The organism is Fimbriimonadia bacterium, assembly GCA_039961735.1.
In the GTDB taxonomy this organism is placed as follows: Bacteria; Armatimonadota; Fimbriimonadia; order Fimbriimonadales; family JABRVX01; genus JABRVX01.
This window is the reverse complement of record JABRVX010000045.1, coordinates 34,144-58,640: the sequence shown is the minus strand read 5'-3', so window position 1 is coordinate 58,640 and position 24,497 is coordinate 34,144. Positions and strand designations below refer to the sequence as shown.

The 24,497-nt window shown below is 63.3% G+C and carries 21 protein-coding genes; 15 read left to right on the top strand and 6 right to left on the bottom strand.

Annotated features, from left to right (window positions below):
• The 6 genes from HRF45_11050 to HRF45_11025 all read left to right on the top strand — a co-directional run.
• Nucleotides 1-744: sulfite exporter TauE/SafE family protein (locus HRF45_11050; GenBank protein ID MEP0767063.1), on the top strand; the 744-nt coding region annotated here is incomplete at its 5' end.
• Complete coding sequence (locus tag HRF45_11045) at nucleotides 737-1,003, top strand: hypothetical protein (protein ID MEP0767062.1); 267 nt, start codon at nucleotides 737-739, stop codon at nucleotides 1,001-1,003. The genes HRF45_11050 and HRF45_11045, both read left to right, overlap by 8 nt.
• Entirely contained in the window at nucleotides 1,003-1,815 is an 813-nt protein-coding gene (gene ispE / locus HRF45_11040; protein ID MEP0767061.1) for a 4-(cytidine 5'-diphospho)-2-C-methyl-D-erythritol kinase, read from the top strand. The genes HRF45_11045 and ispE overlap by 1 nt, the downstream gene beginning before the upstream one ends.
• Nucleotides 1,806-2,567, top strand: a complete 762-nt coding sequence (locus HRF45_11035) for an NTP transferase domain-containing protein (protein MEP0767060.1) — start codon at nucleotides 1,806-1,808, stop codon at nucleotides 2,565-2,567. Before ispE ends, HRF45_11035 begins: the two co-directional genes overlap by 10 nt.
• Nucleotides 2,568-2,646: 79 nt before the next feature.
• Nucleotides 2,647-3,324 carry a hypothetical protein gene (locus HRF45_11030; protein MEP0767059.1) on the top strand — a complete coding sequence of 226 codons (678 nt, stop codon included), beginning with the start codon at nucleotides 2,647-2,649 and terminating at the stop codon, nucleotides 3,322-3,324.
• Between the two features lie 289 nt (nucleotides 3,325-3,613).
• On the top strand, nucleotides 3,614-4,201 hold the full coding sequence (locus HRF45_11025) for a GIY-YIG nuclease family protein (GenBank protein MEP0767058.1): 588 nt from the start codon (nucleotides 3,614-3,616) through the stop codon (nucleotides 4,199-4,201).
• Between the two features lie 312 nt (nucleotides 4,202-4,513).
• On the opposite strand, the gene HRF45_11020 is transcribed toward HRF45_11025, so the two are convergent.
• Nucleotides 4,514-5,518: a Gfo/Idh/MocA family oxidoreductase gene (locus HRF45_11020; protein ID MEP0767057.1), complete on the bottom strand. Its 1,005-nt coding sequence runs from the start codon at nucleotides 5,516-5,518 to the stop codon at nucleotides 4,514-4,516.
• A 155-nt stretch (nucleotides 5,519-5,673) separates the two neighbouring features.
• Between HRF45_11020 and HRF45_11015 the strand changes: the two genes are divergently transcribed.
• On the top strand, nucleotides 5,674-9,327 hold the full coding sequence (locus HRF45_11015) for a PDZ domain-containing protein (protein MEP0767056.1): 3,654 nt from the start codon (nucleotides 5,674-5,676) through the stop codon (nucleotides 9,325-9,327).
• Between the two features lie 47 nt (nucleotides 9,328-9,374).
• Here the strand turns inward: HRF45_11015 and HRF45_11010 are convergent, their stop codons facing one another.
• Nucleotides 9,375-10,394, bottom strand: a complete 1,020-nt coding sequence (locus HRF45_11010; GenBank protein MEP0767055.1) for a beta-lactamase family protein — start codon at nucleotides 10,392-10,394, stop codon at nucleotides 9,375-9,377.
• Nucleotides 10,391-11,497, bottom strand: a complete 1,107-nt coding sequence (locus HRF45_11005; GenBank protein ID MEP0767054.1) for a family 10 glycosylhydrolase — start codon at nucleotides 11,495-11,497, stop codon at nucleotides 10,391-10,393. Before HRF45_11005 ends, HRF45_11010 begins: the two co-directional genes overlap by 4 nt.
• A 115-nt stretch (nucleotides 11,498-11,612) precedes the next feature.
• Between HRF45_11005 and HRF45_11000 the strand changes: the two genes are divergently transcribed.
• Genes HRF45_11000 through HRF45_10990 form a run of 3 tightly spaced genes read left to right on the top strand, consistent with a single transcriptional unit; the run spans nucleotide 11,613 to nucleotide 14,932 of the window.
• Nucleotides 11,613-12,116: a purine-binding chemotaxis protein CheW gene (locus tag HRF45_11000; protein MEP0767053.1), complete on the top strand. Its 504-nt coding sequence runs from the start codon at nucleotides 11,613-11,615 to the stop codon at nucleotides 12,114-12,116.
• 8 nt (nucleotides 12,117-12,124) lie between these two features.
• On the top strand, nucleotides 12,125-14,053 hold the full coding sequence (locus HRF45_10995; GenBank protein MEP0767052.1) for a chemotaxis protein CheA: 1,929 nt from the start codon (nucleotides 12,125-12,127) through the stop codon (nucleotides 14,051-14,053).
• Nucleotides 14,054-14,932, top strand: coding sequence for an HDOD domain-containing protein (locus tag HRF45_10990; protein MEP0767051.1), 879 nt, complete (start codon nucleotides 14,054-14,056; stop codon nucleotides 14,930-14,932).
• Nucleotides 14,933-14,996: 64 nt separating this feature from the next.
• Here the strand turns inward: HRF45_10990 and HRF45_10985 are convergent, their stop codons facing one another.
• Nucleotides 14,997-16,097, bottom strand: a complete 1,101-nt coding sequence (locus tag HRF45_10985) for a hypothetical protein (protein ID MEP0767050.1) — start codon at nucleotides 16,095-16,097, stop codon at nucleotides 14,997-14,999.
• Nucleotides 16,098-16,127: 30 nt separating this feature from the next.
• Between HRF45_10985 and HRF45_10980 the strand changes: the two genes are divergently transcribed.
• Nucleotides 16,128-16,640 carry a hypothetical protein gene (locus tag HRF45_10980; GenBank protein ID MEP0767049.1) on the top strand — a complete coding sequence of 171 codons (513 nt, stop codon included), beginning with the start codon at nucleotides 16,128-16,130 and terminating at the stop codon, nucleotides 16,638-16,640.
• Nucleotides 16,641-16,785: 145 nt separating this feature from the next.
• On the top strand, nucleotides 16,786-17,637 hold the full coding sequence (locus tag HRF45_10975; GenBank protein ID MEP0767048.1) for a sugar phosphate isomerase/epimerase: 852 nt from the start codon (nucleotides 16,786-16,788) through the stop codon (nucleotides 17,635-17,637).
• Between the two features lie 49 nt (nucleotides 17,638-17,686).
• Here the strand turns inward: HRF45_10975 and HRF45_10970 are convergent, their stop codons facing one another.
• Both HRF45_10970 and HRF45_10965 read right to left on the bottom strand, forming a co-directional pair.
• Nucleotides 17,687-17,893: a hypothetical protein gene (locus HRF45_10970; protein ID MEP0767047.1), complete on the bottom strand. Its 207-nt coding sequence runs from the start codon at nucleotides 17,891-17,893 to the stop codon at nucleotides 17,687-17,689.
• Nucleotides 17,894-18,019: 126 nt separating this feature from the next.
• Entirely contained in the window at nucleotides 18,020-21,466 is a 3,447-nt protein-coding gene (locus tag HRF45_10965; GenBank protein ID MEP0767046.1) for a DNA polymerase III subunit alpha, read from the bottom strand.
• A gap of 598 nt (nucleotides 21,467-22,064) precedes the next feature.
• On the opposite strand from HRF45_10965, the gene HRF45_10960 reads away from it, so the two are divergent.
• From HRF45_10960 to HRF45_10950, 3 genes are read left to right on the top strand one after another with little or no spacing between them, the layout of a single operon-like run.
• Nucleotides 22,065-23,048 (top strand): hypothetical protein, encoded by a 984-nt coding sequence (locus tag HRF45_10960; protein ID MEP0767045.1) that lies wholly within the window; start codon nucleotides 22,065-22,067, stop codon nucleotides 23,046-23,048.
• Nucleotide 23,049: 1 nt separating this feature from the next.
• Nucleotides 23,050-23,484 (top strand): hypothetical protein, encoded by a 435-nt coding sequence (locus HRF45_10955; protein ID MEP0767044.1) that lies wholly within the window; start codon nucleotides 23,050-23,052, stop codon nucleotides 23,482-23,484.
• Nucleotides 23,485-23,531: 47 nt separating this feature from the next.
• On the top strand, nucleotides 23,532-24,497 hold the full coding sequence (locus HRF45_10950; GenBank protein MEP0767043.1) for a Mu-like prophage major head subunit gpT family protein: 966 nt from the start codon (nucleotides 23,532-23,534) through the stop codon (nucleotides 24,495-24,497).

Below are 24,497 nucleotides of genomic sequence, written 5' to 3'. Positions count from 1 at the left end.
GGTGTGGGGGCCGGGGCTTTCGGGGCGATCTTGGGTTTGGGTGGCGGGATCATCATGGTGCCTGTGCTGACGCAGGCTCTCTCCGTGCCGATGGACAAGGCTGTTGCCGCCAGCCTGCTCGGCATCATCGCCACTTCGGCGGCTTCGTCCGTGGAGTATCTATCGCAGAAGCGGACCGATCTCGATCTGGCGAGTCGGCTCCTGCTCAGCTCCGTCGTCGGGGCGGTCGCAGGGACTTTTGTCGGCAAGCCCCTATTCGGGTCCGAGGAGGGCAGAAGGGTGACCGCGGGTTTGTTCGCCGCTGTTACGCTCATCGTTGCGTGGCTGATGTTTCGTAATCGGCAACAGGAAACGGATGACGACCGGCAAACCAAACATGTCGTTCCCCCGAGGGCCCACGTCGCTGTGTTCGGCGGAGGCGTGCTATCTACCCTTCTCGGCATTGGCGGCGGGGCGATCAACGTTCCGACAATCGCACTCGCGGTGGGTGCACCGATGAAGGTGGCAGCTGCGACCAGCTCGTACATGATCGGTGTCACCGCTGCTTCGGGTGTAGCAATCTATGCGTGGGCGGGCATGGTGGATCCGACCATCGCCGGACCTTCGGCGCTCGGACTCCTCGTCGGCGCGCAACTGGGCGCGAGGACCGCGAAGTTCGTGAGCGGCAAGAACCTGCGCGCGCTCTTCTCGCTCGTGCTACTATACATGGCTTATATGATGGCAAGGAGGGCCATTCTTGGATAGAGACGCGACCTGGTGCAAGGGTGTCTTGGTGATAGGATTGACTGCATCCACCATGGCACTGCTGGCGGGCGGGTTGCTATACGCGGTAAGCAGTGCAGCGGCAGGTTGGGTGGCCTCCGTGGGAGTGTGGACGCTGATTGGCACTCCGCTGGTCGCGTTGATCTTGTCGGGAGCCGTCCAGGGTAGCGCGGCATTGATTCGAAGCGTTGCGGTAGTCGCCTTGATCGCCCTCGCCGTGGTAGCAGAGGTGATGCGCTGATGATGCAGCCCCCCGCCAAGATCAACCTCACGCTGGACATCGGGCCTCTGGGAGGGGATGGATACCACGCAATCGATACGATCTTCCAAGCCGTAGACCTGCGGGACGATCTCGTCGTGGACCTCTCCGGCGGGCCGGTACTGCCCGAGGACAACCTGGTGACGCGCGCGCTACGGCGGCTGGACGCGGAAGCTCCGTGGTCGGTTCGACTGAAGAAGCGCATCCCTGAGCGAGCGGGCCTCGGGGGAGGAAGCTCGGACTGCGCTGCGGCGCTACTCGCAGGCGCCCGGCTCTTGGACGTGCCCGTCACCCGCCTCGCGCGTCACGCCGCGTGTCTCGGCAGCGATGTGGCCTTCTTCCTGGTCGGGGGCGCTGCAAGGGGTCGTGGACGAGGCGAGCATCTCACCCCGCTGCCAGACCTGCCGCCGATATGGTTCTGCCTGGCAAAGCCGTCGCACGGCGTGCCTACGCCGGAGGCGTTTGGGCTATTGGACAAAGACGCGTGTACGATGGGCGCGGCTACGGAGCGACTCGCGCAAGCGTGGGCGGGGATCACCTCGCCGGAGATCCTTGCTCCACTGCTGGCTAACGACTTCGAGCCGGTTGTACGGCGCGCGTACCCCGAAGTGGATGCGCTGATGGACGAGGTGAGACAACGCGGCGCGCTCGGCGCCGTGCTGTGCGGAAGCGGCTCGGCAATTGCGGCCCTGACCACAGACGAAGAGCAGGCACGGCGGATGGCCGAGGCGCTCGAAGCGGAGGGCTACTGGGCCCGTGCCGTTCGCACGTTGCGTCGGGACGAATGGCCTTAGTACCCGGCTCCGTCGGGGCGGTTTTGCTCGCTGGAGGTCGCTGCCCCCCAGACCTAGCCGCTGCAGCGGGAGTGGAGTGCCGGGCGCTACTGCCCTTTCGCGGGCGCCCGATGGCCGAGTGGGTGCTGGAGGCCGTGCGCGCGGCACCTTCGATCGGGCGGATCGTGGCAGTCGGTGACCTGCCACAGACTCTGGGCTGCACGATAGCCCCGGGGGGACGAACGATTCTCGAGAGCATTCGAAATGGCACCGAAGCGTTGGGTGGCGACAGCTTCCTCCTCGTTTCCGCGGACATACCCTTCCTCACGCCAGACGCGGTGGAGGATGTCTGCCGGAAGTCGGTGGAGTCCGGCGCATGGTTCTGCTACTCCATCATCCCGATGTCGGCGTGCGAGGCGGCATTCCCAGGGGTCAAGAGGACCGCGGTTCGGATCCGCGAGGGGTACTTCACCGGCGGCAACATCACCTACTTGCACCGGCAGTTCTTGGAAGAGAACTGGGCGAGAGTGGAAGCCGCCCACGCCGCGCGCAAGAGCCCGCTGCGGCTCGCAGCCATGCTCGGACCGGGCATGACCCTTCGCCTGCTCATTGGCTGGCTGGCTCCGAGCACCTTGTCGCTGGGGTACCTGGAGAAAAAGGCGAGCCGGATGCTCGGCGCCCCCGTGAAGGCGATTATCACCGAGCACGCGTCGGTAGGCACCGATATCGACTCGATCGAACACTGGCAGGCGTTTTCTCGGGCTGATGCATAATAGGGCTGCAGGATAGCGGGCGTCCGCTGGCGAAAACGCAGATCGGTTGCCGCTGGCGACCTCAACAGGGAGGTGTGTAATGATTCTGGGAACGGTCTTCCATGTGGCGACGGCATGCGTGATCGCCACCTCAGCGGCCGGTGTAGGCGGCGGGCAGGTTGTCCAACGCTCACGCGAGGCCCTCACGAGTTCGAACACGCTTTTCGGCCCCACTGGGCTGATCAACGTTCCTACGGCTTACGTAACACAGCACGGCAAGGTGCAATTCAGCACATCGTTCGGTGAGGACATCCGCGGGCCGGCTGCGAACTACGGCATCACCCCTGGCGTGGAGATCGGCGGTGCCTTCATTGACCGAGAGGGCCGAAAGAACAAAGGCGTCGCGAACGCCAAGGTCAACATCATCCCAGCCAACTTCGACTTCTTCGAAGTCGGGGTCGGAGTGATAGACGCGGCGGACGCGATCACTCGCTCCTACTATGTGATCGGCTCAGCGGACTTCGCCATCCCGCGCGCCGTGGAGGACAGAGCCATCGGCTTCCGCCTTCACTTCGGCGCAGGTACGGGCATGTTCGAGGACGAGTTCATCTTCGGTGGTGAACTGCAGCTCGATCCGAAGTTCAGCGTCATCGGCGAGTACGATGCGAAGGACTTCAACGGGGTGCTCCGCTACTCGCACGACCGGAACTTCCGCGTGCAAGGCGGCGTGCAGGGAGCAGAGATCTTCTTCGGCGCAACGTATCTGCTGGAGTTCTAGATCGGCGCTCGGCCCGAGGCGGGTCCGGCGGGGAGAAGACCACTTCCATCCGATGGCGAGGCAGGGTCAGTGGTTTCCGCCATGCTGAGCCTGTCGAAGCTAACGTCATGCTGAGCCTGTCGAAGCTAACGTCATGCTGAGCCTGTCGAAGCTAACGTCATGCTGAGCCTGTCGAAGCTAACGTCATGCTGAGCCTGTCGAAGCATGACGGTCTACCGCCGTGCCCGGTACCGTCATGCTGAGCTTGTCGAAGCATGGCGGTCTACCGCCGCGTTGTCGGATAAATGCAATGAAGTCACCTGCAGTGTACATCCTGAGATGCATAGACGGCCGGTTCTACACGGGAGTCACGGCTCAGGCCGAGGTGCGGCTCGGCGCGAACCACGCCGGTGCGGGCGGAGAGTTCACCCGGAAGTACGGACCGTGCGAGTGTGTGTGGGTGGGGCACTTCGGGACCATGGCGGAAGCGATCACCGCTGAGAAACAGATCAAGGGCTGGCGACGGGAGAAGAAGCTGGCCCTGATTGAAGGGCGCCTGGAGGACCTCCCCGCGTTGTCTAGGTCCTACAGCAAGAGGGAGCGGGGATCGGTGTCATGCTTCGACAGGCTCAGCATGACGGGATGGAGGCGTGTGGGTGGGCGTGCTTCGCCGAGATACGCGTTCGGCCGCAAGACCAATCGTGCGAAGGCCAGCCGCGCCCGGTACCGTCATGCTGAGCCTGTCGAAGCTAACGTCATGCTGAGCCTGTCGAAGCATGACGGTCTACCGCCACGCCCGTTGGTGGGGTTCGCGGACGGTGGGGGCGTAGGAGAACATGGCGGGTCGCCCCGGCAGGGAGGCGGGGATCGGTGTCATGCTTCGACAGGCTCAGCATGACGGACCCGGGCCGGGTCCGCAGGACGACGGAATTACGGCAACCGGCCCTCCAGCCCGTGAATGCGGCTTGGCCTCAAGACAATACGGGAAGCTCCATGCGCAGCGTCTCATCGGAGCAATCCGACCACCGATCCGGTTCGCCGACGAGCCGAATCACGGTAATGTGGGAAGCTCCATGCGCAGCGTCTCATCGGAGCAATCCGCCACCGATCCGGTTCGCCGACGAGCCGAATCACGGTAATGCGGGAAGCTCCATGCGCAGCGTCTCATCGGAGCAATCCGATCGCCAATCTGGGTCGCCAACGCCCCGACTCAAGGCAATGCGGGAAGCTCCACGCGAACCGACTCGCCGCGCTCGGCGGACTTCATAGCGGCCTCGATGCAGGCGACGCCGATGCGCACCTCCTCTGGCTTCACGAGCAGCTCGGTGCCCTCGTTCAGGTGGGCCGACACGTTTCGGTAGAGCGCGTTCCAGTCGTCCTTCTCCATCTCGACCTTCAGCGACCCGAGCACGCCGTTCATCTCGACCTGCGCGGTCGCGGTGTCCCAATCCGGCAGGTGCAGTGCTCCCTTCTCCCCTCTCACCAGCCATCGGGACCGCTGTGTGCGGCTGATGCATCCGACGTCGATGCACGCGGTGACGCCGTTGTCGAAGAGCACCATCACGCTGTTCTGTGTGTCCACATCCACGTCCATCCACACCCGATGGGCGCGGCTGGCGAAGACGGAAGTGGGTAGCGACGGCAGGTTCATCTGGACGACCTGGTCGAAGAGGTGCGCTCCCCAGTCGTACAGCATTCCTCCGCCTGCCGCACGGGATCCGCGCCAGCCCGAAGGCTTCCACCAACCGTTGACGGAGCTGTCTACGTGGAACACGTCGCCGAGCAGGCCCGAAGAGACCACCTTTCGGACGGTCAGATAGTCATGGTCCCATCGCCGGTTCTGGTACACGGAGAGCATTCTGCCCGCCTCGCGCGCGGCAGCGATCATTGCGTCTGCCTCGGCAACGTCGAGGCACATGACCTTCTCGGTAAGCACGTGCTTGCCCGCCTTGCTGGCAGCTATGGACATCGGGGCGTGGGTGTCGTGCGGGGTCACGAGGATCACCATGTCTACACCCGGATCGGCGAGCACCGCCTCGTAAGTGTCGTGGACCGTAACTTCGGGCAGTTCCTGCCGGGCAATCTCTCGGCGCTCGGGGTCTATGTCGTACACGGCGGCCAGGTGCAGCCCGGGGGTGTCCATTACCTGCTTGGCGTGGTGCAGGCCCATAGCGAATCGGCCGCCGAAGCCGACGACGGCGCATCCAATGCTCATCGAGTTCCTCCTCGAACTTGGGGGTATTCGCGGGACTAGCTTCGTTTCGGACTAGGCCTTTCCTTGCCACGTGGAGGAGGACGGACCCTAGGATCGCGAATCTCCTGGGCTGATCCCCGAAGCCGCGTGAACGGCACGGGTGCGGAGGTTCGAAGATGCACATCGTCGCCGCGTTGCTCGCCACCCTTCTTTCACTACCGAGCACACCGCCTAGTCCTGCTCAGACCATCGAGCCGCACCCCGGCATGTTGCGATATCCCGCCGTGAGCGCGAAGCACGTTGCGTTCGTGTATGCGAACAACCTGTGGATCGTGCCTCGCGAGGGGGGCACCGCGATGCCGGTGGCGATGCCGCAAGGCTCGGTGACGCAGCCGCGGTTCCGTCCCGACGGAACGGCGATAGCGTTCGGCGCGAACTACGACGGCAACCTGGACATTTACACGCTTCCCATAGGAGGAGGCATCCCCTTCCGGGTGACCTATCACCCCGCAGGCGAGCAGCCGATGCAGTGGACTCGACAGGGCAAGCTTCTGTTCGCCGCGGGCGGAATGCATCCACACCCCCGAAGCACGCAGCTTTGGCAGGTTTCAGAGAGGGGTGGCTTGCCCGAGGCGCTGCCGATTCCTTATGGGACCAACGGCAGCCTCAGCGACGATGGGGAGTGGCTCGCCTACACGCCGCACTCCACAGATCGCATGAGCTGGAAGCGCTACCGCGGCGGCATGGCCACCGACATCGTGCTGTTCAACCTGAAGACGAAGCAGGCGAAGCGCATCACCGACTGGGAAGGCACGGACACCCTTCCCATGTGGCACGGGCGGATGGTCTACTACCTCAGCGACCAAGGGGCCGAGCACCGCCTGAACATCTGGTCTTATGACACGCGCACGGGAGAGCGTAGGCAGGTGACCAAGTTCGCCGACTTCGACGTGCGCTGGCCGAGCATGGGGCCCGGTCCCGATGGAGGCGGGGAGATCGCGTTCCAGAGCGGAACCGACATCCACCTGCTGGACCTGCGGACCGGGCAGAGCCGAGTGGTGCGAGTGCAGGTTCCTGGAGCACGCCCGACTCTGCGTCCTCGCACCGTGAATGCCGCTGGATACATCGCGAGCTGGTCCCTATCGCCCTCGGCAAAACGAGCGGTTGTCGAAGCGCGAGGAGACATCTGGACGCTGCCAGCGAAGGAGGGCTCGCCGCGCAACCTTACGCGGAGCAGCGGCGTGGCAGAGCGCGATCCGGCCTGGAGCCCCGATGGTCGCTGGATATCCTATTTCTCCGATGCAACCGGCGAGTACGAGCTGTACATCACGGAGTCGGACGGCAAGGGCGAGACCAAGCAGCTCACCCACGATGGCAAGTTGTACCGCTACTTCCACCGATGGTCACCGGACTCGAAGCACCTCGCGTTTGCCGACAACTCGGGCACCATCTACATCCTCACCGTCGAGACCGGAGTGGTCAAGCAGGTGGACACCGACCCGTGGGCGGCCATCGGGACCGTCAACTGGTCTCACGATAGCCGGTGGCTCGTCTACGATAAGACCGAGCAGCGCTCCACGATGTCCGCGATCTGGCTGTACGACGTGGAAGAGGGGGCTCGGCACAAGCTCACCTCGGGAATGCACTCCGACTCCGGGCCCGTGTTCGACCGCAAGGGGGACTTCTTGTTCTTCGCCTCGAACCGCTCGTTCCGGCCGACCTACGACGACATGGGTGCGACGTGGATATATCGGGGCACGCAGCAACTCTTCGCCGTGCCGCTTCGCAAAGACGTGAAGCGGCCCTGGCCGCTGAAGAGCGACGAAGAGAGCGTAAAGAAAGAGGAGCCCAAGAAGGAAGAGCCCGCGAAGGACAAGCCCAAACCCCCGAGCGAGGCGGCAACCGATGACGGGGTCAGCGGCACTTGGACCGGCACGGTCAGGGGACCCAGCCCCATCCCGCCGGAGGGTTTGCCGCTCACGATGGTTCTGAAGCTAGAGCCCGATGGCAAGGTGACAGGCACCGTAGAGGCGATGGGCCAGTCGGCGCAGATCACCGAAGGCAGCTACGACAAGGCCACCAAGCAGCTTAGCCTCACGGTGGAGTGGCCTGGTGGAAGCGCGACGATCTCCGGGAGGGTCGAAGACGGCACGCTGACGGCGACCGCCACCGTCGAAGGGCTTTCGTTCACGGTCGAGGCAAAGCGCTCGGCTCCTGCCAAAGGCGACGAGACGAAGCCGGAGGACAAGAAGCCCGAAGAGGCTGCAAAAAAGGTGGAGATCGATATCGAGGGCTTCGAGGGCAGGGCCATCGAGCTACCCATCCCACCAGGACGGTTCGGTAGGTTGGGCGTGAACGACAAGGGAGCGCTGTTGTTCGTGCGCTTCGGGACGCCTGGCTCCGGCGAGGGCTCGGGCATCAAGTTGTTGGACCTGAACGACGACAAGCGAGAAGAGAAGAGCGTCGCGACCGGCGCTAACGACTTCGACCTGTCGGCCGACGGGAAGAAGATCCTCGTGATGCGTGGTGCGAGCGCTTCGATTCAGGACGCTTCGGCCGGTGCGACTGGCGATGCAGTAGTGACCGCGGGCATGAGCGTGCAGATCGAGCCGCGCGAAGAGTGGAAACAGATCTTCACCGATGCATGGCGCATCATGCGCGAGTTCTTCTATGACCCCGGGATGCACGGCGTGGACTGGGCAGCACAGCGTGAGCGCTACGCTGCGATGCTTCCAGACTGCGTGTCGCGCGAGGACCTGAACTTCGTGATTGCGGAGATGATAGCGGAGCTGAACGTCGGGCACGCAGGCGTCGGCGGCGGTGATACGGAGGGAGGCCCCTCGGTTCCAGTAGGCCTGCTCGGCGTGGACTTCGCACTAGAGAACGGCGCCTACCGGATAAGTCGCATCTACCGCGGAGCTCCGTGGGATACCGACTCACGCGGCCCGTTGGACGGCTTGGACGTCGAGGAGGGTGACTATCTGCTCGCCGTCAATGGCGTGCCGGTGGATGTCGCGAAGGCACCGTGGGCCGCTTTCGCGGGGACAGCGGGTCGGACGATAGGCATCACGGTAAGTGAGAACCCCACGAAGGACGAAAAAGCTCGTGAGGTGCTCGTGAGGCCCACCTCATCGGAAGGTGGGTTGCGCTACCGGGACTGGGTGGAGCGCAACCGCAAGTATGTGGAGGAAAAGACGGGCGGGCGCGTGGGGTACGTGTACGTGCCCGACACTGGTCAGAACGGTCAGACCGAACTCTACCGCCAGTTCCTCATGCAGTTCACCAAGGACGCGCTGATCATAGACGAGCGCTGGAACGGCGGAGGGCAAATCCCCAACCGCTTCATCGAGCTGCTGAACCGTCCGGTAATCAGCTACTGGGCTCGTCGTCACGGCAACGATTGGGTCACCCCTTCGCCAGCGCACTTCGGACCGAAGTGCATGTTGATCAACGGCCTGTCCGGCTCCGGAGGCGATGCCTTCCCCGCGTTCTTCCGACAAGCGGGGCTGGGCAAGCTGATCGGGATGCGCACGTGGGGCGGCTTGGTCGGTCTGAGCGGCAACCCATCGTTCATTGACGGCGGCAGCATGTCCGTTCCCACGTTCGGATACTTCGAGCCGGACGGAACTTGGGGCATCGAGGGGCACGGCGTGGACCCGGACATCGAGGTGTGGGACGATCCTTCTGTTCTGATGACCGGTGCGGATCCACAGCTCGATGCCGCCATCGCGCTGATGCTGGAGGAACTGCGGACGAAGCCCTACGTGAAGCCCGCCAAGCCCGCGTATCCGATCCGTAGTGGCATGGGCATCAAGGAAGAGGATAAGTAGCGCTACTTCGGCTCGCGAAGTAGTGGGCTTGCCGGTGGCCGCGGTCGCTAGCGCGGCTCCGGCGAGGCGGCCAATGTGCTCATCAGACGACGGCGGAATCGGCGATAGCGGTCACCCTCCGGATCGCAGTGCACACGGTTGGTAAGGAGCACCGCTGCGGGACCACGATCGGGGTTGATGAGCATGGCGGTACCGGTGAAGCCACTGTGCCCGATGGCCGACGCTCCGAACATCTGCACGTCGGGAAGTAGGGGGTTCCCGTGTGTAAAGAAACCTACAGATTGATTCCCTAACCCCTCGATCACGTTGCGGACTAGGTTGTCCATGCCGCCCCGCGATGCCAGGACCGGGTGCGGTGCGCCGGGAAGCAGCGCTTCGGCGAATGAGGCGATATCGGCAAGGGTCGCAAACAGCCCGGCATGACCAGCGACACCTCCGAGCGCGGTGGCGTTTGCGTCGTGCGGCACTCCGCACAGCGTTTGGCCCTCTCGCCAGGTGCAATTCGACGTTGGCGCGGCCGACTGCGTGTTCGGGGGCAGGAACCCTGTTCGCGCCATGCCCAGCGGCTCGAACACCAGTCGGCGACACAGGCAAGACAAAGGCTCGCCCCCGGCACGTTCCAGAATGACCCCGAGAAGGATGTAGCCTATGTCGCTGTAGTTGTAGCCCAAGCCCGGAAGTCGCTCTAGGGGAATGTGGAAGGCTGCGCGCAGCGGGTCGTCGGCTTCGTACAGCGGCTTCCAGGCCGGGAGCCCCCCCGTGTGGGTTGCCAGGTGAAAGACGGAGGCGGTGCCGAGGTGCCGGCACTCGGGCAGCCAGTCGGAGACTGGGTCGGTGAGGGCGAGGCGCCCCATCTCGACGAGGCGCAGCAGCGCGACAGCGGTCGCCACGGGTTTCGTGAGCGAAGCGAGGTCGAACAAAGTGTCGGCAGACGCCTCTCCGAAGTACCACTCGGTGCGCTCGGCCTGACCGTTCTTTGCGGGTCTGCTGAGCGAACAGGCAGCGGCGGAGAAGACGCCTTGTTCGAGGCCTTCACGTAGGATTGCCTCGACTCGTTCGCCCGTCACCGTTCCGTACCGAATACTTCCCGCAGAGCGGTGAGTTTCTTCTCGGAAGTCCCCTCGTTCGTCAGGCCGCCATAAGAGAAGAGACTGACACCAGCGGCGCCCAACTGTCGTGCGATGCGGATCCGCTTGACGTTCTCCTCGGGCTCGAGCCTCCAGGCGCCGATGCCCATCCAGACCTGGGTAGTACCTGCCTGTCGCATCGCTTCCTCGGCGAGCTCGCGATACGTTGCCTCGTCCACTGCATAGTTCATAGGCAGCACGGCGTCCAGCCAGCCTTCCTTGCACCAGCGGGGCCAGTCCTGGAACTTGGTATCGCGAGCCCTCTTCACATCTACCCAGACGGCCGCCGTCAGCGCAACGCCGGTTTTCGAGAGGTCATCTCGGATGTCGCGGACGAGCGCGGATATCTGCTCCCTTCGCCAATCCGTCCACTGCGTGGCGAAGCGCTTGGGGGTGTCAGGGACGGCGATCCCCTTTGCGGCATCGCCGAGGTATTGCTTGAAGCGTTCGATGCATCCGGGGCAGTAGCAGTAGTGCTCGTTCGGATAACGGATGTAGTCTAGGTGGATACCGTCTAGTCGGTAGCGGGCGACCAGGTCCCTGATCACCGAGCGGATGTGCGCTCTCACCTCGGGGTCGGACGGGCACGTATAGGCACCCTCGACACGGCCCGAGGTCTTCGGGCGCACGCCGTCCGAATCCATTGCTAGCCACTCCGGCTTTGCGTTCACCAAGTGCGAGGGGTCCAGAGGCAGCTTATTGCCGCTCCACACGTAGTTCACGTTCACCCACGCGTGAACGCTCAGTCCGTTCTTGCCCGCGGCATCCAGAACCGCGGCTAGCGGGTCGAAGTTGCTCGATTGGGCGGCCAGATCTTCGGCTCTCGGTTCGGTGCCACCGAGGAAGTAGGAATCTCCTCGGCCCCGCACCTGAACGAGTAGGGTGTTGAACCCGGTATCCACAGCGCGCCGAACGAGATTGGTGACCTTCGCCGGGCTGGTGATGCTCGTTCGGACTACCCAGAGCGCGCGGACCTCCTTGCTGCTTGCGTTTGCGGCTCCTGCGTCCGCGTCTTTGCCCGCACCGACGCACAACAAGGCCATCGCCAGGCCGATTATCCCCCGTGTCCAGAGTCTTCGTGACGATTGATCTTCGTTTCGCAAATGAACTTCACTCCGTGAGGACGCCTCGGCCCTTGGCCGAGAATTCGAGTGTGCGGTGCTTTGCCGCGCCGCACTTCTTGCCATTATGGCGCTGTGGGAGGGGGACGTGTCGGAAGTCCAGGTGCTGGAAAGCGGCATCCAGATCGTGGTGTTCGAGCTTGCGGGCGAATTGTTCGGTGTGGACATCTTTCGCGTGCAGGAGATCATACGCAATCGGGACGTAACACCCGTCCCGAAAGCACCCGATCACGTGAAGGGCCTGATCAACTTGCGGGGTCAGACCATTCCCATCGTCGACCTAAGTTGGCGTCTCGGCTTGGGGCCGAACACGCCGAGCGACGCCACGAGAATCATCGTGGTTGACGCGTGTGACGGGCACGTCGGGCTTCTGGTGGACGCGGTGACCGAGGTGCTCACGGTGCCCAAGGAGATGATCGAGGAAGCGCCCAAGCTGGCAACCGGCGACAGCAGTAGCCATGTGCTTGCCATCGCACGGAAGGAGAGATCGCTCATCAGCCTCCTGGACGTGGACCGGGCACTCGCCACGAGTAGCAGCTAACCGCTCCGATGGTCCCGAATCCAGACACGGCCCAGTACCTCGATCTCTTCCTCGAGGAGTGCGCTGAGCAGATTGCAGTCCTGGAGCGAGAGATCCTTGCTCTGGAGCAGGACCCGTGCCCGGAGCGAATCCAGGCCATGTTTCGCGCCGCGCATACTGTGAAGGGCTCTTCGCGCGCGATGGGCTTCCAGAACCTCGCGGAGCTGACCCACGAGATGGAGAACGTGCTGGACCGGGTACGGGGAGGTGCGCTACCCTTCACCCACGACATCGCCGACGTGCTGCTGCATTGCTTGGACGCCCTCAAGCTGATGCACGAGTCAATCTCCTCCGGCTCGGGAGATGGCGTGGCGACGGACGAAGTGCTCGCTGCGCTGCGCGCCTGCGCGGCTGGAGAGGCCTCGGTTCCTTCGTCGGAAGCTGCGTTCACCGTAACGGTCGTGCTCCGGGACGATTGTGAGATGCCGTACCTGCGAGCGTTCTTGTGCATCACCGTTTTGGGCGAGATGGGAACCGTGCTCGGCACCACGCCCGCCGAGGAGGAGATGGAGCAGGAGCGGTTTGGCGGACGGTTCTCCGTGAACCTTCGCACGGAAAGGACTGCAGAGGAAGTACGCGCCAAGCTAGGAGCGGTACCCGGAGTAGCGGATGTGAGTGTGATCACTGCCTCACCCTTGTCGCCGAAACCCACACCCGCCCCTCCAGCGCCCGCTGACCGACTGCGTCAGGAGATCTCGAGCACGGTGCGTGTGGACGTAGGCAAGTTGGACGCGCTGATTAACCTCGCCGGGGAGCTGGTGGTAGAGCGGTCCCGCCTGGGAAGCCTCGGCCGGTCGGTTGCCGCTCGGTATGGTCGAGACCCAGAGGTCGAGTCGCTGGTCGAGGTGGTGGACAGGTTCGGACGCATTACCGAGGCACTGCAAGAGCAGGTGACGAAGGCGCGGATGCTGCCGATTGGCACCGTGTTTCAGAGGCTGCCACGGGCGGTTCGTGACATAGCACGCAAGACCGGCAAGCGGGTCTCGCTCACCCTAGATGGGGAGGAGACCGAAGTGGACCGATCTGTCATCGAGGCCATCGGTGACCCGTTACTTCACTTGGTCCGGAACAGCGTAGACCACGGGATCGAGCCGCCAGAGCAGCGCAGGGCTGCGGGCAAGCCCGAGACAGGCACCATCCGCGTCTCAGCGCGCCACGAGTGCGGCCACATCATTGTGGACATTGCAGATGACGGGGCGGGCATTGATGCGGAAAAACTCAGAGGTAGGTGCGTGGAGGCAGGAATCCTGACGCCGGATGCAGCCGAGCGGCTGTCCCATGCCGAGGCTTGTCGGCTCGTGTTCCAGAGTGGCGTGAGCACTGCGGAGGCGGTCAGTGAGGTTTCTGGACGCGGAGTCGGAATGGACATCGTTCGGAACAACTTACAGCAGTTGGGGGGGGTCATCGCAGTCGACTCGGTTTCTGGCCTTGGAACGACCTTCACTCTGCACCTGCCGTTGACACTAGCAATCGCGCGGGGTCTTTTGGTGATGGTGGGCCCGACGGTGTTCGTGATTCCAGTGCGAAACGTGGTGGAGACGGTGCGCCCGGCTTCCGCCGAAGTGCATCGGGTGCAGGGCAATTGGGTCCTGCACCATCGGGGCCTGACGGTGCCGTTGGTATCGGCGGCAGATTTGCTGGGGCTGGACAAGGGTGTGGATGGCGCCGCGGGCCGTAAGCCCGTGCAGGGTGCAGAAGTCGTGGTTCTTGGTACAGCAGAGCAGAGGTTCGGACTGATCGTGGACCGAGCTCTGGGTGACGAGGACGTGGTCATCAAACCGCTGGGTGCGTTAATCGGGAGGACCTCGGGTGTTGCCGGTGCGACGATACTGGGAGACGGCAGTGTCGGACTCATCTTAGATGTTGCCGGTCTAGCGAAAGAAGTTCTTGGGGGCTAAATGGGATTCAACATAGACAAAGAGGCACTTCGACTTCATGTGAACCGGTGCGTGGGCGACCTCCCAGCGCTGCCCGAGGTGGTGGCACGCGTGTTGGAGCTGACGGACAGCAAGACGAGTACTGCGGGCGACCTCGAACGCGCCATCAGCACCGATCAGGCGCTGGCCGGCAAGATCCTCAGGGTGGTCAACTCGGCATTCTACGGGGCTGCAGGCAAGGTTTCCACCATTAGCCATGCAGTGATGGTTCTGGGCGTGAAGCAGCTCCGGAACCTGACCCTCAGTGTGGCCGCCATGAGCCTCGTCAAGGCGCGCATGCCTCACATGGCCGAGCATCAGAAGCAGTTCTGGCGCCACTCGCTCGGAACCGGTGCGGGAGCCGCCGCCATTGCCCGAAAGCTCGACTTGGGTCGCGACATGATGGACGAAGCGTTCACGGGCGGCCTGCTGCACGACCTGGGCAGGCTGTTCTTATTAGGATACTTCTTCAGCTTCTTCACGGAGACGACGGAGCTGTCGGCGCAAAAAGGCATCCCCACGCACGAGGCGGAGCGGGAGCTCCTGGGGATTGACCATCCTGAGATCGGTGTGATGCTGGGTAACCACTGGCATTTTCCTCAGCCACTGCTCGCGGTCATCGAGCGTCACCACGGCCCCCTGGGTAACGACGAGTACTTCCCGCTGTGCGCCTGTGTGCACATCAGCGATAGCCTGACCAGCGATCTCGACGCCCACGAACTTTCCGAGGTTAGCAGTGTGCTTCCCGACGCGTTGGCCTGGGCCAAGTTGACACCCGAGGACCTGTCCGAGATATCCGCAGAGATTAAAGAGAAGATTCGCGATTCCGAGGAGTTCGTCAATAGCCTTCGCGCCGCTTAGTCCTGAGTGAACGGGAATCCGATGCCTCTGCCGCGTGCGGTGGAGGCATCGCCCGTCTGCCTGACTACCCGTCGTAGATGCATTCACGGGCGGCGTCTGCGTAGGCTTGCAGATTCTCGGGCGGGACGTGGAAGAAGTGGTCGCTCGGGCTCATGATGTAGCCACCTCCCGGCCCATATGCATCGAATAGCTCGTGGATGTGGCGATGCACGTCCTCCTGCGTGCCGACCTCGAGCACGGTGTTCTGATCTAGCCCGCCGATCAGTGCAACCTTGTCACCGATTCGCTGCTTCAGTTCCACGGGACGCGCATCCCCTCCCATGCTCGGCGGCGTGAGCGTCTCGGAGGCGTCGCATCCGTTCTCCACGATCAGCTCTAGGATTGGCATCATCCCGCCGCAGGTGTGATACACGACTTTGTGGCCGTAAGAGTGGAGCAAGTCGTGCATCTTGCGGTCGTAGGGAATGCAGAACTCGCGAAAGTACCTCGGGGAGATAACCGTGGAGGATGCGGCGCCGCCACCCGTCTCGATCAGGTCGTACTTGGCACCTGCGAGACTCTCGTGGATGAAGCGTTCCTTCTTCCGCCACAGTACTTCGAGAAAGTAGTGGACCCAGTCTGGATCGTCGGCAGCAGCCATAATCATCTGCTCGGTGCCCATGAGACAGGTGGCGTCCTGCCAGCAGCCCCCTTGGTACCCCCACACGAAACCGCGCATGATGCCGTCGTCGCCCAACTCGTCGTAGTCGCGGGCCAAGGCCTCTTTGTCGAGCTTGGGGACCGGCATGTACTTATCCAGCAGCTCCACGTCTTCCGGCTTCTTGACCAGGTACTCGATGGTCCAGCGGGTGATAGGGTTCTCGCCCTCTAGGGTCTCCAGCGTTCCACCTGGGGTGGTGACGGTGGTGAGGAAGCGTCGTTCGCCTTCGGGAGCAGGGACCTCGCGCCGTTCGGTGACCCATTCGGGGCTCTCCATCGGGAGCATCGGGCTTCGCGGTAGGGCGGCGTCCAATCCGAAACGGCGGAAGGCCTCGAGATCGGAGATTCCCCCGAGGTAGGTGTTCAGATGGAACGGTTGCCACTGGTGCACGGAAGCGGGGACGCGATCCGGGATGCCGAGGTCTAGGGCGGTCATCATCCGCTCTTTGGGGGTCATGGGTTTCATCGCCAGGGATTCTGGCAGAAGACTCGGCATATGTCCACACGCAGTGCAATGGACCTTGCCGCGTTGGTCGGCGGCGCGGTTAGCTGGTACCATCTTGCCCAATACAAAGGGGGAGGATTTCGAATGGACAAGAGCAAAGTCATCGAGCTTCTGAATAAGTGTCTTGCCTGGGAGTATCGCGCGCACCTGCTCTATGCGCATTACGCCGAGTTCGTAGGGGGAATCAGCACTGGGTGGCTGAAGAGCCACTTCGAGGAAGAGGCCGAGGAGGCCATCGGACACGCGGGGAAGGTGCGCGGGATCATCGCTCACCTGGACGGCGTGCCGACCGTGACGCCGGACCCGACGCCCATTCCGCACACCCTGAATGCCAAGGAGATGCTCCAGAACGCGCTGGCGACCGAGAAGGGCGCAGCTGCAGCGTATGCCGAGGTGTTGCCACTGCTCAAGGAGGACCACTGGGCGATGCACGACATCAGTCACATCTACATGGACGAAGTGAAGGCGGCGGAAGAGGTGGAGCAGATCCTGCGGGAGTCGTAGGCCTGGATTCCAGCTTGGGTCGTCTGGGCGCCTCCGTGGCCTCGGCCGCGAAGGCGCCCTGCTCTCTGGACCGCCCGGGGGCTGCATTCGCGGGCGGCGGCAGGGAGGTGCGGTGCCGGCAGGGAACCCTTGACCGGAGGATGCCATGCGAGAAGAGAGAACCGGCATGACCCGGCGCGACGTGCTTCGGGCCGGACTGTGCCTTGCGGCCGGGACTGCACTGGCGCGCACCGGCCTGGCTACACCGCGACAGGAAAAGGAGAAGCGCAGGATGGTCCATATCGGGATTCAGAGTTACTGCCTCAGGGGACTGCCCTGGAAGCAGGCGATGGAGAGGGCGAAGGCGCTCGGGGTCAGTGCGTGGGAGGTGTTCCCCGGCCACATCCCGACCACGCTCGACGAGGCCGCAGACGCTGCCAAGGACGCCCTGGCCGCTGCCAAGATGGTCATGCCCAACTACGGCGTGATCGGGCTGGGCGACGATCCGGAGGCCGACCGCAAGCAGTTCGAGTTCGCCAAGAGGATGGGCATCTCCATCCTGACCGCCGACCCTAATCCGGCAGGGATGCAGCGCGTGTCCGCGCTCGTCCAGGAGTTCGGCATCGGCGTCGCCATCCACAACCACGGGCCCAAGGCACGTTACGACCGCGTGGAGGACGTGGAGCGGGTGCTCGTCGGTATGCCGGCCAAGGTGGGTGCGTGCGTGGACACGGGTCACTACATTCGCTCCGGCGAGGACCCGGTCGGCGCGCTACGGGCATTCGGCAAGAAGGTGCTGGCAATCCACCTGAAGGACTACGTGGACGCCGACACCGAGACCGTGCTGGGCGAAGGCAAGCTGGACGTGGACGCGACAATGCGTGCCGCGAAGGAGATCGACTTCGAGGGCCTGATCGCCGTGGAGTACGAACCGGACCCGAAGGGTGAGGGCGATGCGCTGAAGCGCTGCCTGGAGATCGCGCGAGCATCGGCCCGCAAGGCTGGGCTGATCGAATAGCTCTACGGCTGAGGGCCAAGGAACTCGAGGCAACATCGCTGCGTGGTCTTCATAGGTGGATGACCCGCGTTGCGACGGAAACGGGTATCTGCTCCCCGTCGCCTTCGGCCTGCCAACGCGTCGCCCTCACCCAGCTTCCCTTCTCGTCGAACTCGTAGCGATAACCGACCCGCAGCACAGGTTTGCCGTCCACCGAGCGGGAGATGGCGGCAGGAAGGCCCCGCTTGTCGAATCGGGTGACGGGGTCTCGTGGCACGGGCGTCCCGCCCGTGTTTCAAGCCCTCGCCGGGACGGTGAAGCCACGGACATCGCCGGGACGGCGATGCCACGACGGTGAAGCCACGGACATCGCCGGGACGGCGATGCCACGTTGGCAACTCGGTTAGTCGTGGAGGTGGACGGCGGAGGGGCCGAACAGCTCCCGTAGGCGCTGTAGCAGGTCTGTGGTCGGCGTGACGGAATGCGGGATCACGAATCGGGTTCTGGTGCCGTTTTTCTGAATCTGGACGAGGACGTGGTAGTCGCCGGGATGGCTCCGGAGCTCGGCATCGGCTTCGCGAAGCTGCTCTAGCGTTGCGCGGCTCAAGTTGAGAACGATCGATGGTCCCGTCAAGGCCTCGACTCCCTGCGGCTCGAAGCGCTCCATGCTCTCTACCCGGAGTTCTACCTCTGGCGTGCCGCTGTTGCCTGGGCGATCGCGGTGCATCGTGCGCCCGCGTACGAGCACGACCGCTCCCTTCTGCAGCATCTCGTTGCAGCGCTCGAGTATGGCGGGAAATACCGCAAGGGTGACGTGGCCCGTCAGGTCCTCCAGCACGCCGGTAGCCATCTGCTCGTTTCGTGTCTTCGTTCGGAAGCGCTTCACCGAGGCGATGACCCCGCCCAGCGTGACCTGGGAGCCCTCTTCCATCTCCGCCAGATGGTCCACGGTGGCCGTGACCGCTCCCTCGAGGGCAAGCGCCACGGAGCGCAGGGGATGGTCGGACACGTAGATGCCGAGCACCTCCTTCTCCAGCGAGAGCCGCTCCAGCCGACTGGGCTCGTCCACCATCGGGAGTGGTGGGTAGTCCACGACTCGGCCCGATGCCTTTACATCGCCGAACAGGGCTTCCTGGCCCGCCTGCCGGTCCCGGTTGGCCTTCTCTGCATAGTCACAGATGAGCTTTACGCCGTCCAGAAGCTGCCTACGATTGGGATGTAACGAGTCGAACGCGCCGGCCTTGATGAGCGCTTCGAGGAGCGACTTGTTGAGACCCTTGGCTGCGCGAGTGCGGTCCGCGAAGTCAAAGACGTTCTCGAACGGCCCGCCTTGCTCGCGGGCGGTGAGGATGGTTTCCACGGCGGCTTCGCCCACGCCCTTGATAGCACCGAGTCCGAAGCGAATGGCATCGCCTTCAACGGTGAAGTCCACCGAGCTGTGGTTCACGTCCGGCGGTAGCACCTTTACGCCCAGACGCCGGCACTCCTCGATCTGGGCCGTGACCTTGTCTTCCTTCGCGCGATAGCATGCGAGCAGCGCGGCCATGTACTCGACGGGGTAGTTGGCTTTCATGTAGGCAGTGCGGTAAGAGAGTGCGGCGTAGCAGTAAGCGTGCGCTTTGTTGAACGCGTATCCCGCGAAGGGCTCGATCAAGGCCCATATCTCTTCCGCCTTGCCTTTTGGTATGCCGCGCTCCTGGGCTCCCTGATAGAACATGGCGGTCATGCGCTCCATGTCCTCTTTCTTCTTCTTGCCCATCGCGCGCCGCAGCACGTCGGCCTGTCCGAGCGTGAACCCTGCAACCGCCTGCACGATCTGTAGGACTTGGTCCTGGAACACGATGACTCCGAATGTGGGTCTCAGGATGGGTTCGAGGCAGGGGTGGAGGTATTTCGCTGGAGCCCCGTGCTTGCCGGCAGCGTACTCGCCGATGTGGTCCACCGGTCCGGGTCGGTAGAGGGCTACCAGAGCCGCGAGCTCGTCCAGGTTGCTGGGCTTGACCTGCGCGATGGCTCGTCTCATTCCTGGGCTCTCGAGTTGGAAGACGCCGGTGGTCTCGCCTTTCTTGAGCATCTCGTAGGTTTTGGCGTCGTCGAATGGAATGTCTTCGACGCGAAGCTCGATACGCCGCGTGCGCTGCACGTTCTTGATCGCTCTAGCGAGCACGGAGAGGTTGGCCAGTCCGAGGAAGTCCATCTTCAGCAGGCCAAGCCTGTCGAGGGAGTTCATGTCGTACTGGGTGATGAGTTCCCCGTTGCCCCCTTTGGTCAAGGGCACGTTCTCTACCAAGGGGTCGCGCGAGATGACCACACCCGCCGCGTGCGTGCCGGCGTTTCGAGCGAGACCCTCGACTCCCATCGCAGTGTCGAGCAGCTTTCGCATGTCGCCGCCCGAGTCGTAAATGCGCTTCAGCTCGGGGACTTCGTGCATCGCGCGCTCGATGGTCATCGGCTCTGTGGCCGTTCCGGGAGGGATGAGCTTGGCCACGTGGTCCACGTCCGGGAGAGGCAGCGCGAGCGCGCGCCCGGCATCGCGAATGGCAGCCTTGGCCGCCATCGTGCCGAAGGTGATGATCTGCGCAACGTGCTCGGCACCGTACAGGTCCACCACGTATCGAATCACCTCGTCCCGACGCTCGTCCTCGAAGTCCATGTCAATGTCCGGCATGGAGAGCCGATCGGGATTAAGGAAACGCTCGAAGGTGAGACCGTAGCGTATCGGGTCGAGCTCGGTGATGCCCAACAGGTAGCTGGTGAGGCTGCCGGCAGCCGAGCCGCGCACCCCGAAGTAGATGCCGGACTTCCGCGCGAACTCGGTGAAGTCGCGCACGATGAGGAAGTAATCGCTGAAGCCGGTCCGCTCGATTACCGAGAGCTCGTAGTCCAGCCTCTCGCGCACCTCGTCCGGGGTGTCGGGGAACATCTCGGGAAGGCTGCGATAGCAAAGGTTCTTGACGTGTTGGTGGGGCGTGACGCCTTCCGGAAGGCCTGGGCACGGAAGCTGCAGGCGCTCGGCGCTCAGCTCGACGTCGCACCTCTCAGCGATCTCCAGCGTTCTCTCAACGGTGCCGGGGTCGTCCTTGAACAAGTCGTACATTTCGCGCGGGGACTTGAGATAGAACTCGTGGGTGCCGAACTTCAGTTTGCGGCTCTCATCCTTCACCGTGGCGTTGGTCTGGATGCAGAGCATCACATCATGCAGTCCTGCGTCTTCGCGCCTTAGGTAGTGCACGTCGTTCGAGCAGATGACTGGGATCTTGAGCTGCTGCGCGATGCGACGAAGGTGTTCGTTGACCTGGCGTTGCTCTTCCAGGCTGTGGTCCTGCAGCTCGATATAGTAGTTCTCGGCGCCGAAGATGTCTCGGTACTCGGCGACGCACTCCTTACCGGCCTCATACCCTTCGGCGATGATCTTGCGGCAGACTTCGCCGGAAAGACAGGTGGAGGTGCCGATGAGGCCTTCCGCGTGTTCGGCCAGCACCGTCTTATCTATGCGCGGGCGCATGTAGAAGCCCTCAATGGCTGCGATGGTGCTGAGCTTCATCAGGTTTTTGTAACCGGTCCGGTTTTTGGCCAGTAGCAGGAGATGGTGGCGGACCTGGGCCTGCTTTCCGGACTTGTTCTTCATCCCGTGTGGGGCGATGTACGCTTCCAGGCCGATGATGGGTCGGATGCCCTGTGCCTTGCACGCGTTGTAGAACTCCACTACGCCGTACATCACGCCATGGTCCGTGATGGCGAGGGCGGGCAGTTCTAGCTCTTTCGCACGCCTCACCAGCTTCTTGATCGGCTGCGCTCCGTCGAGAAGGCTGTATTCGGTGTGGACGTGCAAGTGCGCGAAAGAGGACAACGCGTGCTTCCTTTCCTGTCGTGTGAACTAGCTTGGAGGCGACGGCCCTTGGGCTACCGGCGCAACACATGGTTCGACGAGAGTCCGCGGATTCCCCGTGGATTTTGCGAGCGACGTGTCTCCGGTCGTTCCGACGCCTTGCCGGAGACACGTCATCGCCGGGACGGTAGCCCAAGTGGCACGGGCGTCCCGCCCGTGTTCAAGCACATCGCCGGGACGGTAGCCCAAGTGGCACGGGCGTCCCGCCCGTGTTCAAGCACATCGCCGGGACGGTGATGCCACGTATATCGCCGGGACGGCGAAACCGCGGGTTACGTACAGGTGCGGCAAAAGCGAGTGGGCCCTTGACATGTAGACGTGTGTCTGGTATAATAGGCCCCAGCGTTGCTCGAAGAAGGGTTTCTAGCGGTACCCCCTTGAGCGACGGACGCTGCATCGAGTGAAAACCGGGCCGGCCCGGAGATTGGGAGGCCCTCGCCGGGGACGTCTTGGCGGGGGCTCCTTTTCTTTGGGAGGACGGACGAGTTAGACCAGTCGGACGGGTCCGAACTGCCCGACTAGTCCAACCATTCCGCAGCAAGAGAGAACGGAGGATGGAGTGCGTGAAGTGATCAAACACGCGAAGCTCTTCGAGGCGGGGGACTATCCCGACAAGGGGCTAAGCGTTTCCGAAGAGGACCTAGACGTGATGGCCCGCACGTCGGGCGAGGTGCCTCTGACCGTCGGTCATTTGGACCCAGATTCCGAGAACCCGCTCCGGCTGGGTGCCGTGAGCAATCTACACCGGAAGGGCCGCGAGCTGTTCGGCGTGATTCGATTCGCGCCGGAGGCGTGGTCGCTGCTGTTGCGATCCGGCGCGAAGTACCTCTCGGTGTGCCTCGACCGGCTGCGCAAGCGGCTGCTGGAAGTGTCGCTGGTGGTGAAGCCGCGAGTGCCGGATGCCCGCGTGCGGTTTTCCGAGGATGAGACGCCGGTGCGGATTGACGTTCCGTTCGACTCCACCCTGGACGATAAAGCGGGGGCCGTGCGCGCGGCGATCTACGAAGCGTTCGGCCCGGGCGTGTGGGTGCCCGAAGTGTACGAAGACCATGCCATCGTGGAGCGCGGAGCCGATTTGCTGAAGGTGCCCCATCGCTTGACTCGCGATGGCGCGGTTCGGCTGGGACGCGGCAAGCGGGTCGAGCGGAAGTACGTGCCCCTGGGTGCCGAGGACACACGTTCTCGGAGGCCGGCTGAGGGTTCACGCTCCCAGGCCAGGCTGCACGCCGAGGTGGAAGCGCGCATCGAGCGATGGCGGCGGGACGGTCGTATCACGCCAGCCACCGAGAAGCACGCACGGCGTCTGCTGCTACATGCCGAGCCGGAGACCCGGCGTGTGTTCATGGACTTCGTGGAGGCTCAGCCGGAGAGCATTCTGTTCACCCAGGTTACTCCCTTCGCCATGAGCGACGACGAGCCACTGCCGGAGCTGGAACCGACCGAAGCAGCGCTTTGCGAGCGCTTCGGCATTGGACTGGACGAGTATCGGCGCATCAAGCGAAGCGCCCAGGGCAACCACCGACAGATCGGAAGGAGGGCATAGGTTGGCGGCACTGACATCCGAGCGAAACCACCCTGTCAAGGACGGCCTCATCGTCAGTCTTAAGATGGCGGCGGTCAAGATCTTCAAGGGTGCTATGGTAGGTATGGCGGCAGAGAGCGTGGCGGGAGTGCCTGACACCGGATATGTCACCAATCTTGCCACTGGTACCACGAACCCGATGCTGTTCATGGGAGTTGCCGAGGAGACTGTGGATAACAGCACCGGACAAGCAGGTGCGAAAGCGATCCGGGTGCGGCGCGCGGGCCGGTTCGTGTTTGCCCGGTCCGGTGCCTCGCAGGTGGACGTCGGTCGGGAGTTCTACGCCTCGGACAACCAGACACTCACTACTACCTCCACCAAGAACGCGAAAGTCGGGAAGTGCGTCGGCTACGTGGACGCCTCGCACCTCGAGGTGGACATCTCCAACTACACCTAGACTGAACGCCACACACCTCACGATCACACTCATAAGGGGGGATCATCATGCCTGTCACCGACAGTGACATCCAGGGCTTCATTGCGCCGGTGTTGCGCAACGACTTCTACGAGGCATACTTCCAGGCGCTGGAGGGTGACGACCAGCGGGTCATCGATCTTCTGGCTACCACCGTTCCCATTTCCGGCAACATCGCGCGCTTCCCGTTTGTCGGGGACGTTCCTGAGATGACGCGTTGGACCGACGAGCGCGCGTACGACGCGTTCAACACTTATAACTACACCGTGACGCTGGGCGATCCGTGGGAGGAGACGGTCGCTGTCAAGCGCACTGCCCTGCGCGATGACATGACAGGTCAGCTCCGACAGCGCGCACGAGACTTGGGTGCTCTGCCTGCCAGTGCACGCCTCAAGCAACTGATTGCAGCGTTGGAAGCTGGGGGAAGCACGGCTTGCTATGATGGTAAGAGCTTCTTTGCGCCCGACCATCCGGTGCGGACCCTTTCGGGCCAGGCCGGCACCGCAGCGAACACGGGCAGCAGTGACCTGGGCACGGATGCCATCGAAGACGTGATTCAGGCCATGCGCTCGTTCACTTCCGACCAGGGGAAGCCGCTTGCGGTCACGCCCTCGCACCTATTGGTGGGTCCGAAGTTGGAGTGGCGTGCGCGCAAGCTGCTGGAGTCGCCCATCGTGGTAGTGAACGTCGGTGAGGGTACCGTGGGCACCGGTGCGACGGCTTCGACGCCCTATAAGAACGTACTGGAAGGACAGCTCCAGCTGATCGTATCGCCTTGGATTGACAACTATCACTGGTACGTGTTGGACTTGACCAAGTCCGCCAAGCCGCTGGTATTGGTAACCGAGTCGGGGGAGCCGGTGGAGTTTCAGTACCTCGAGCAGGGCAGCGAGCATGCCTTCAAGCGCGACGAGTTCGTGTTCGGCGTCCGCGATCGTTTCGAGGTTGGCTATGGCCTGTGGCAGCTCGCTTACTACCATGCGGGGACCGGTTAG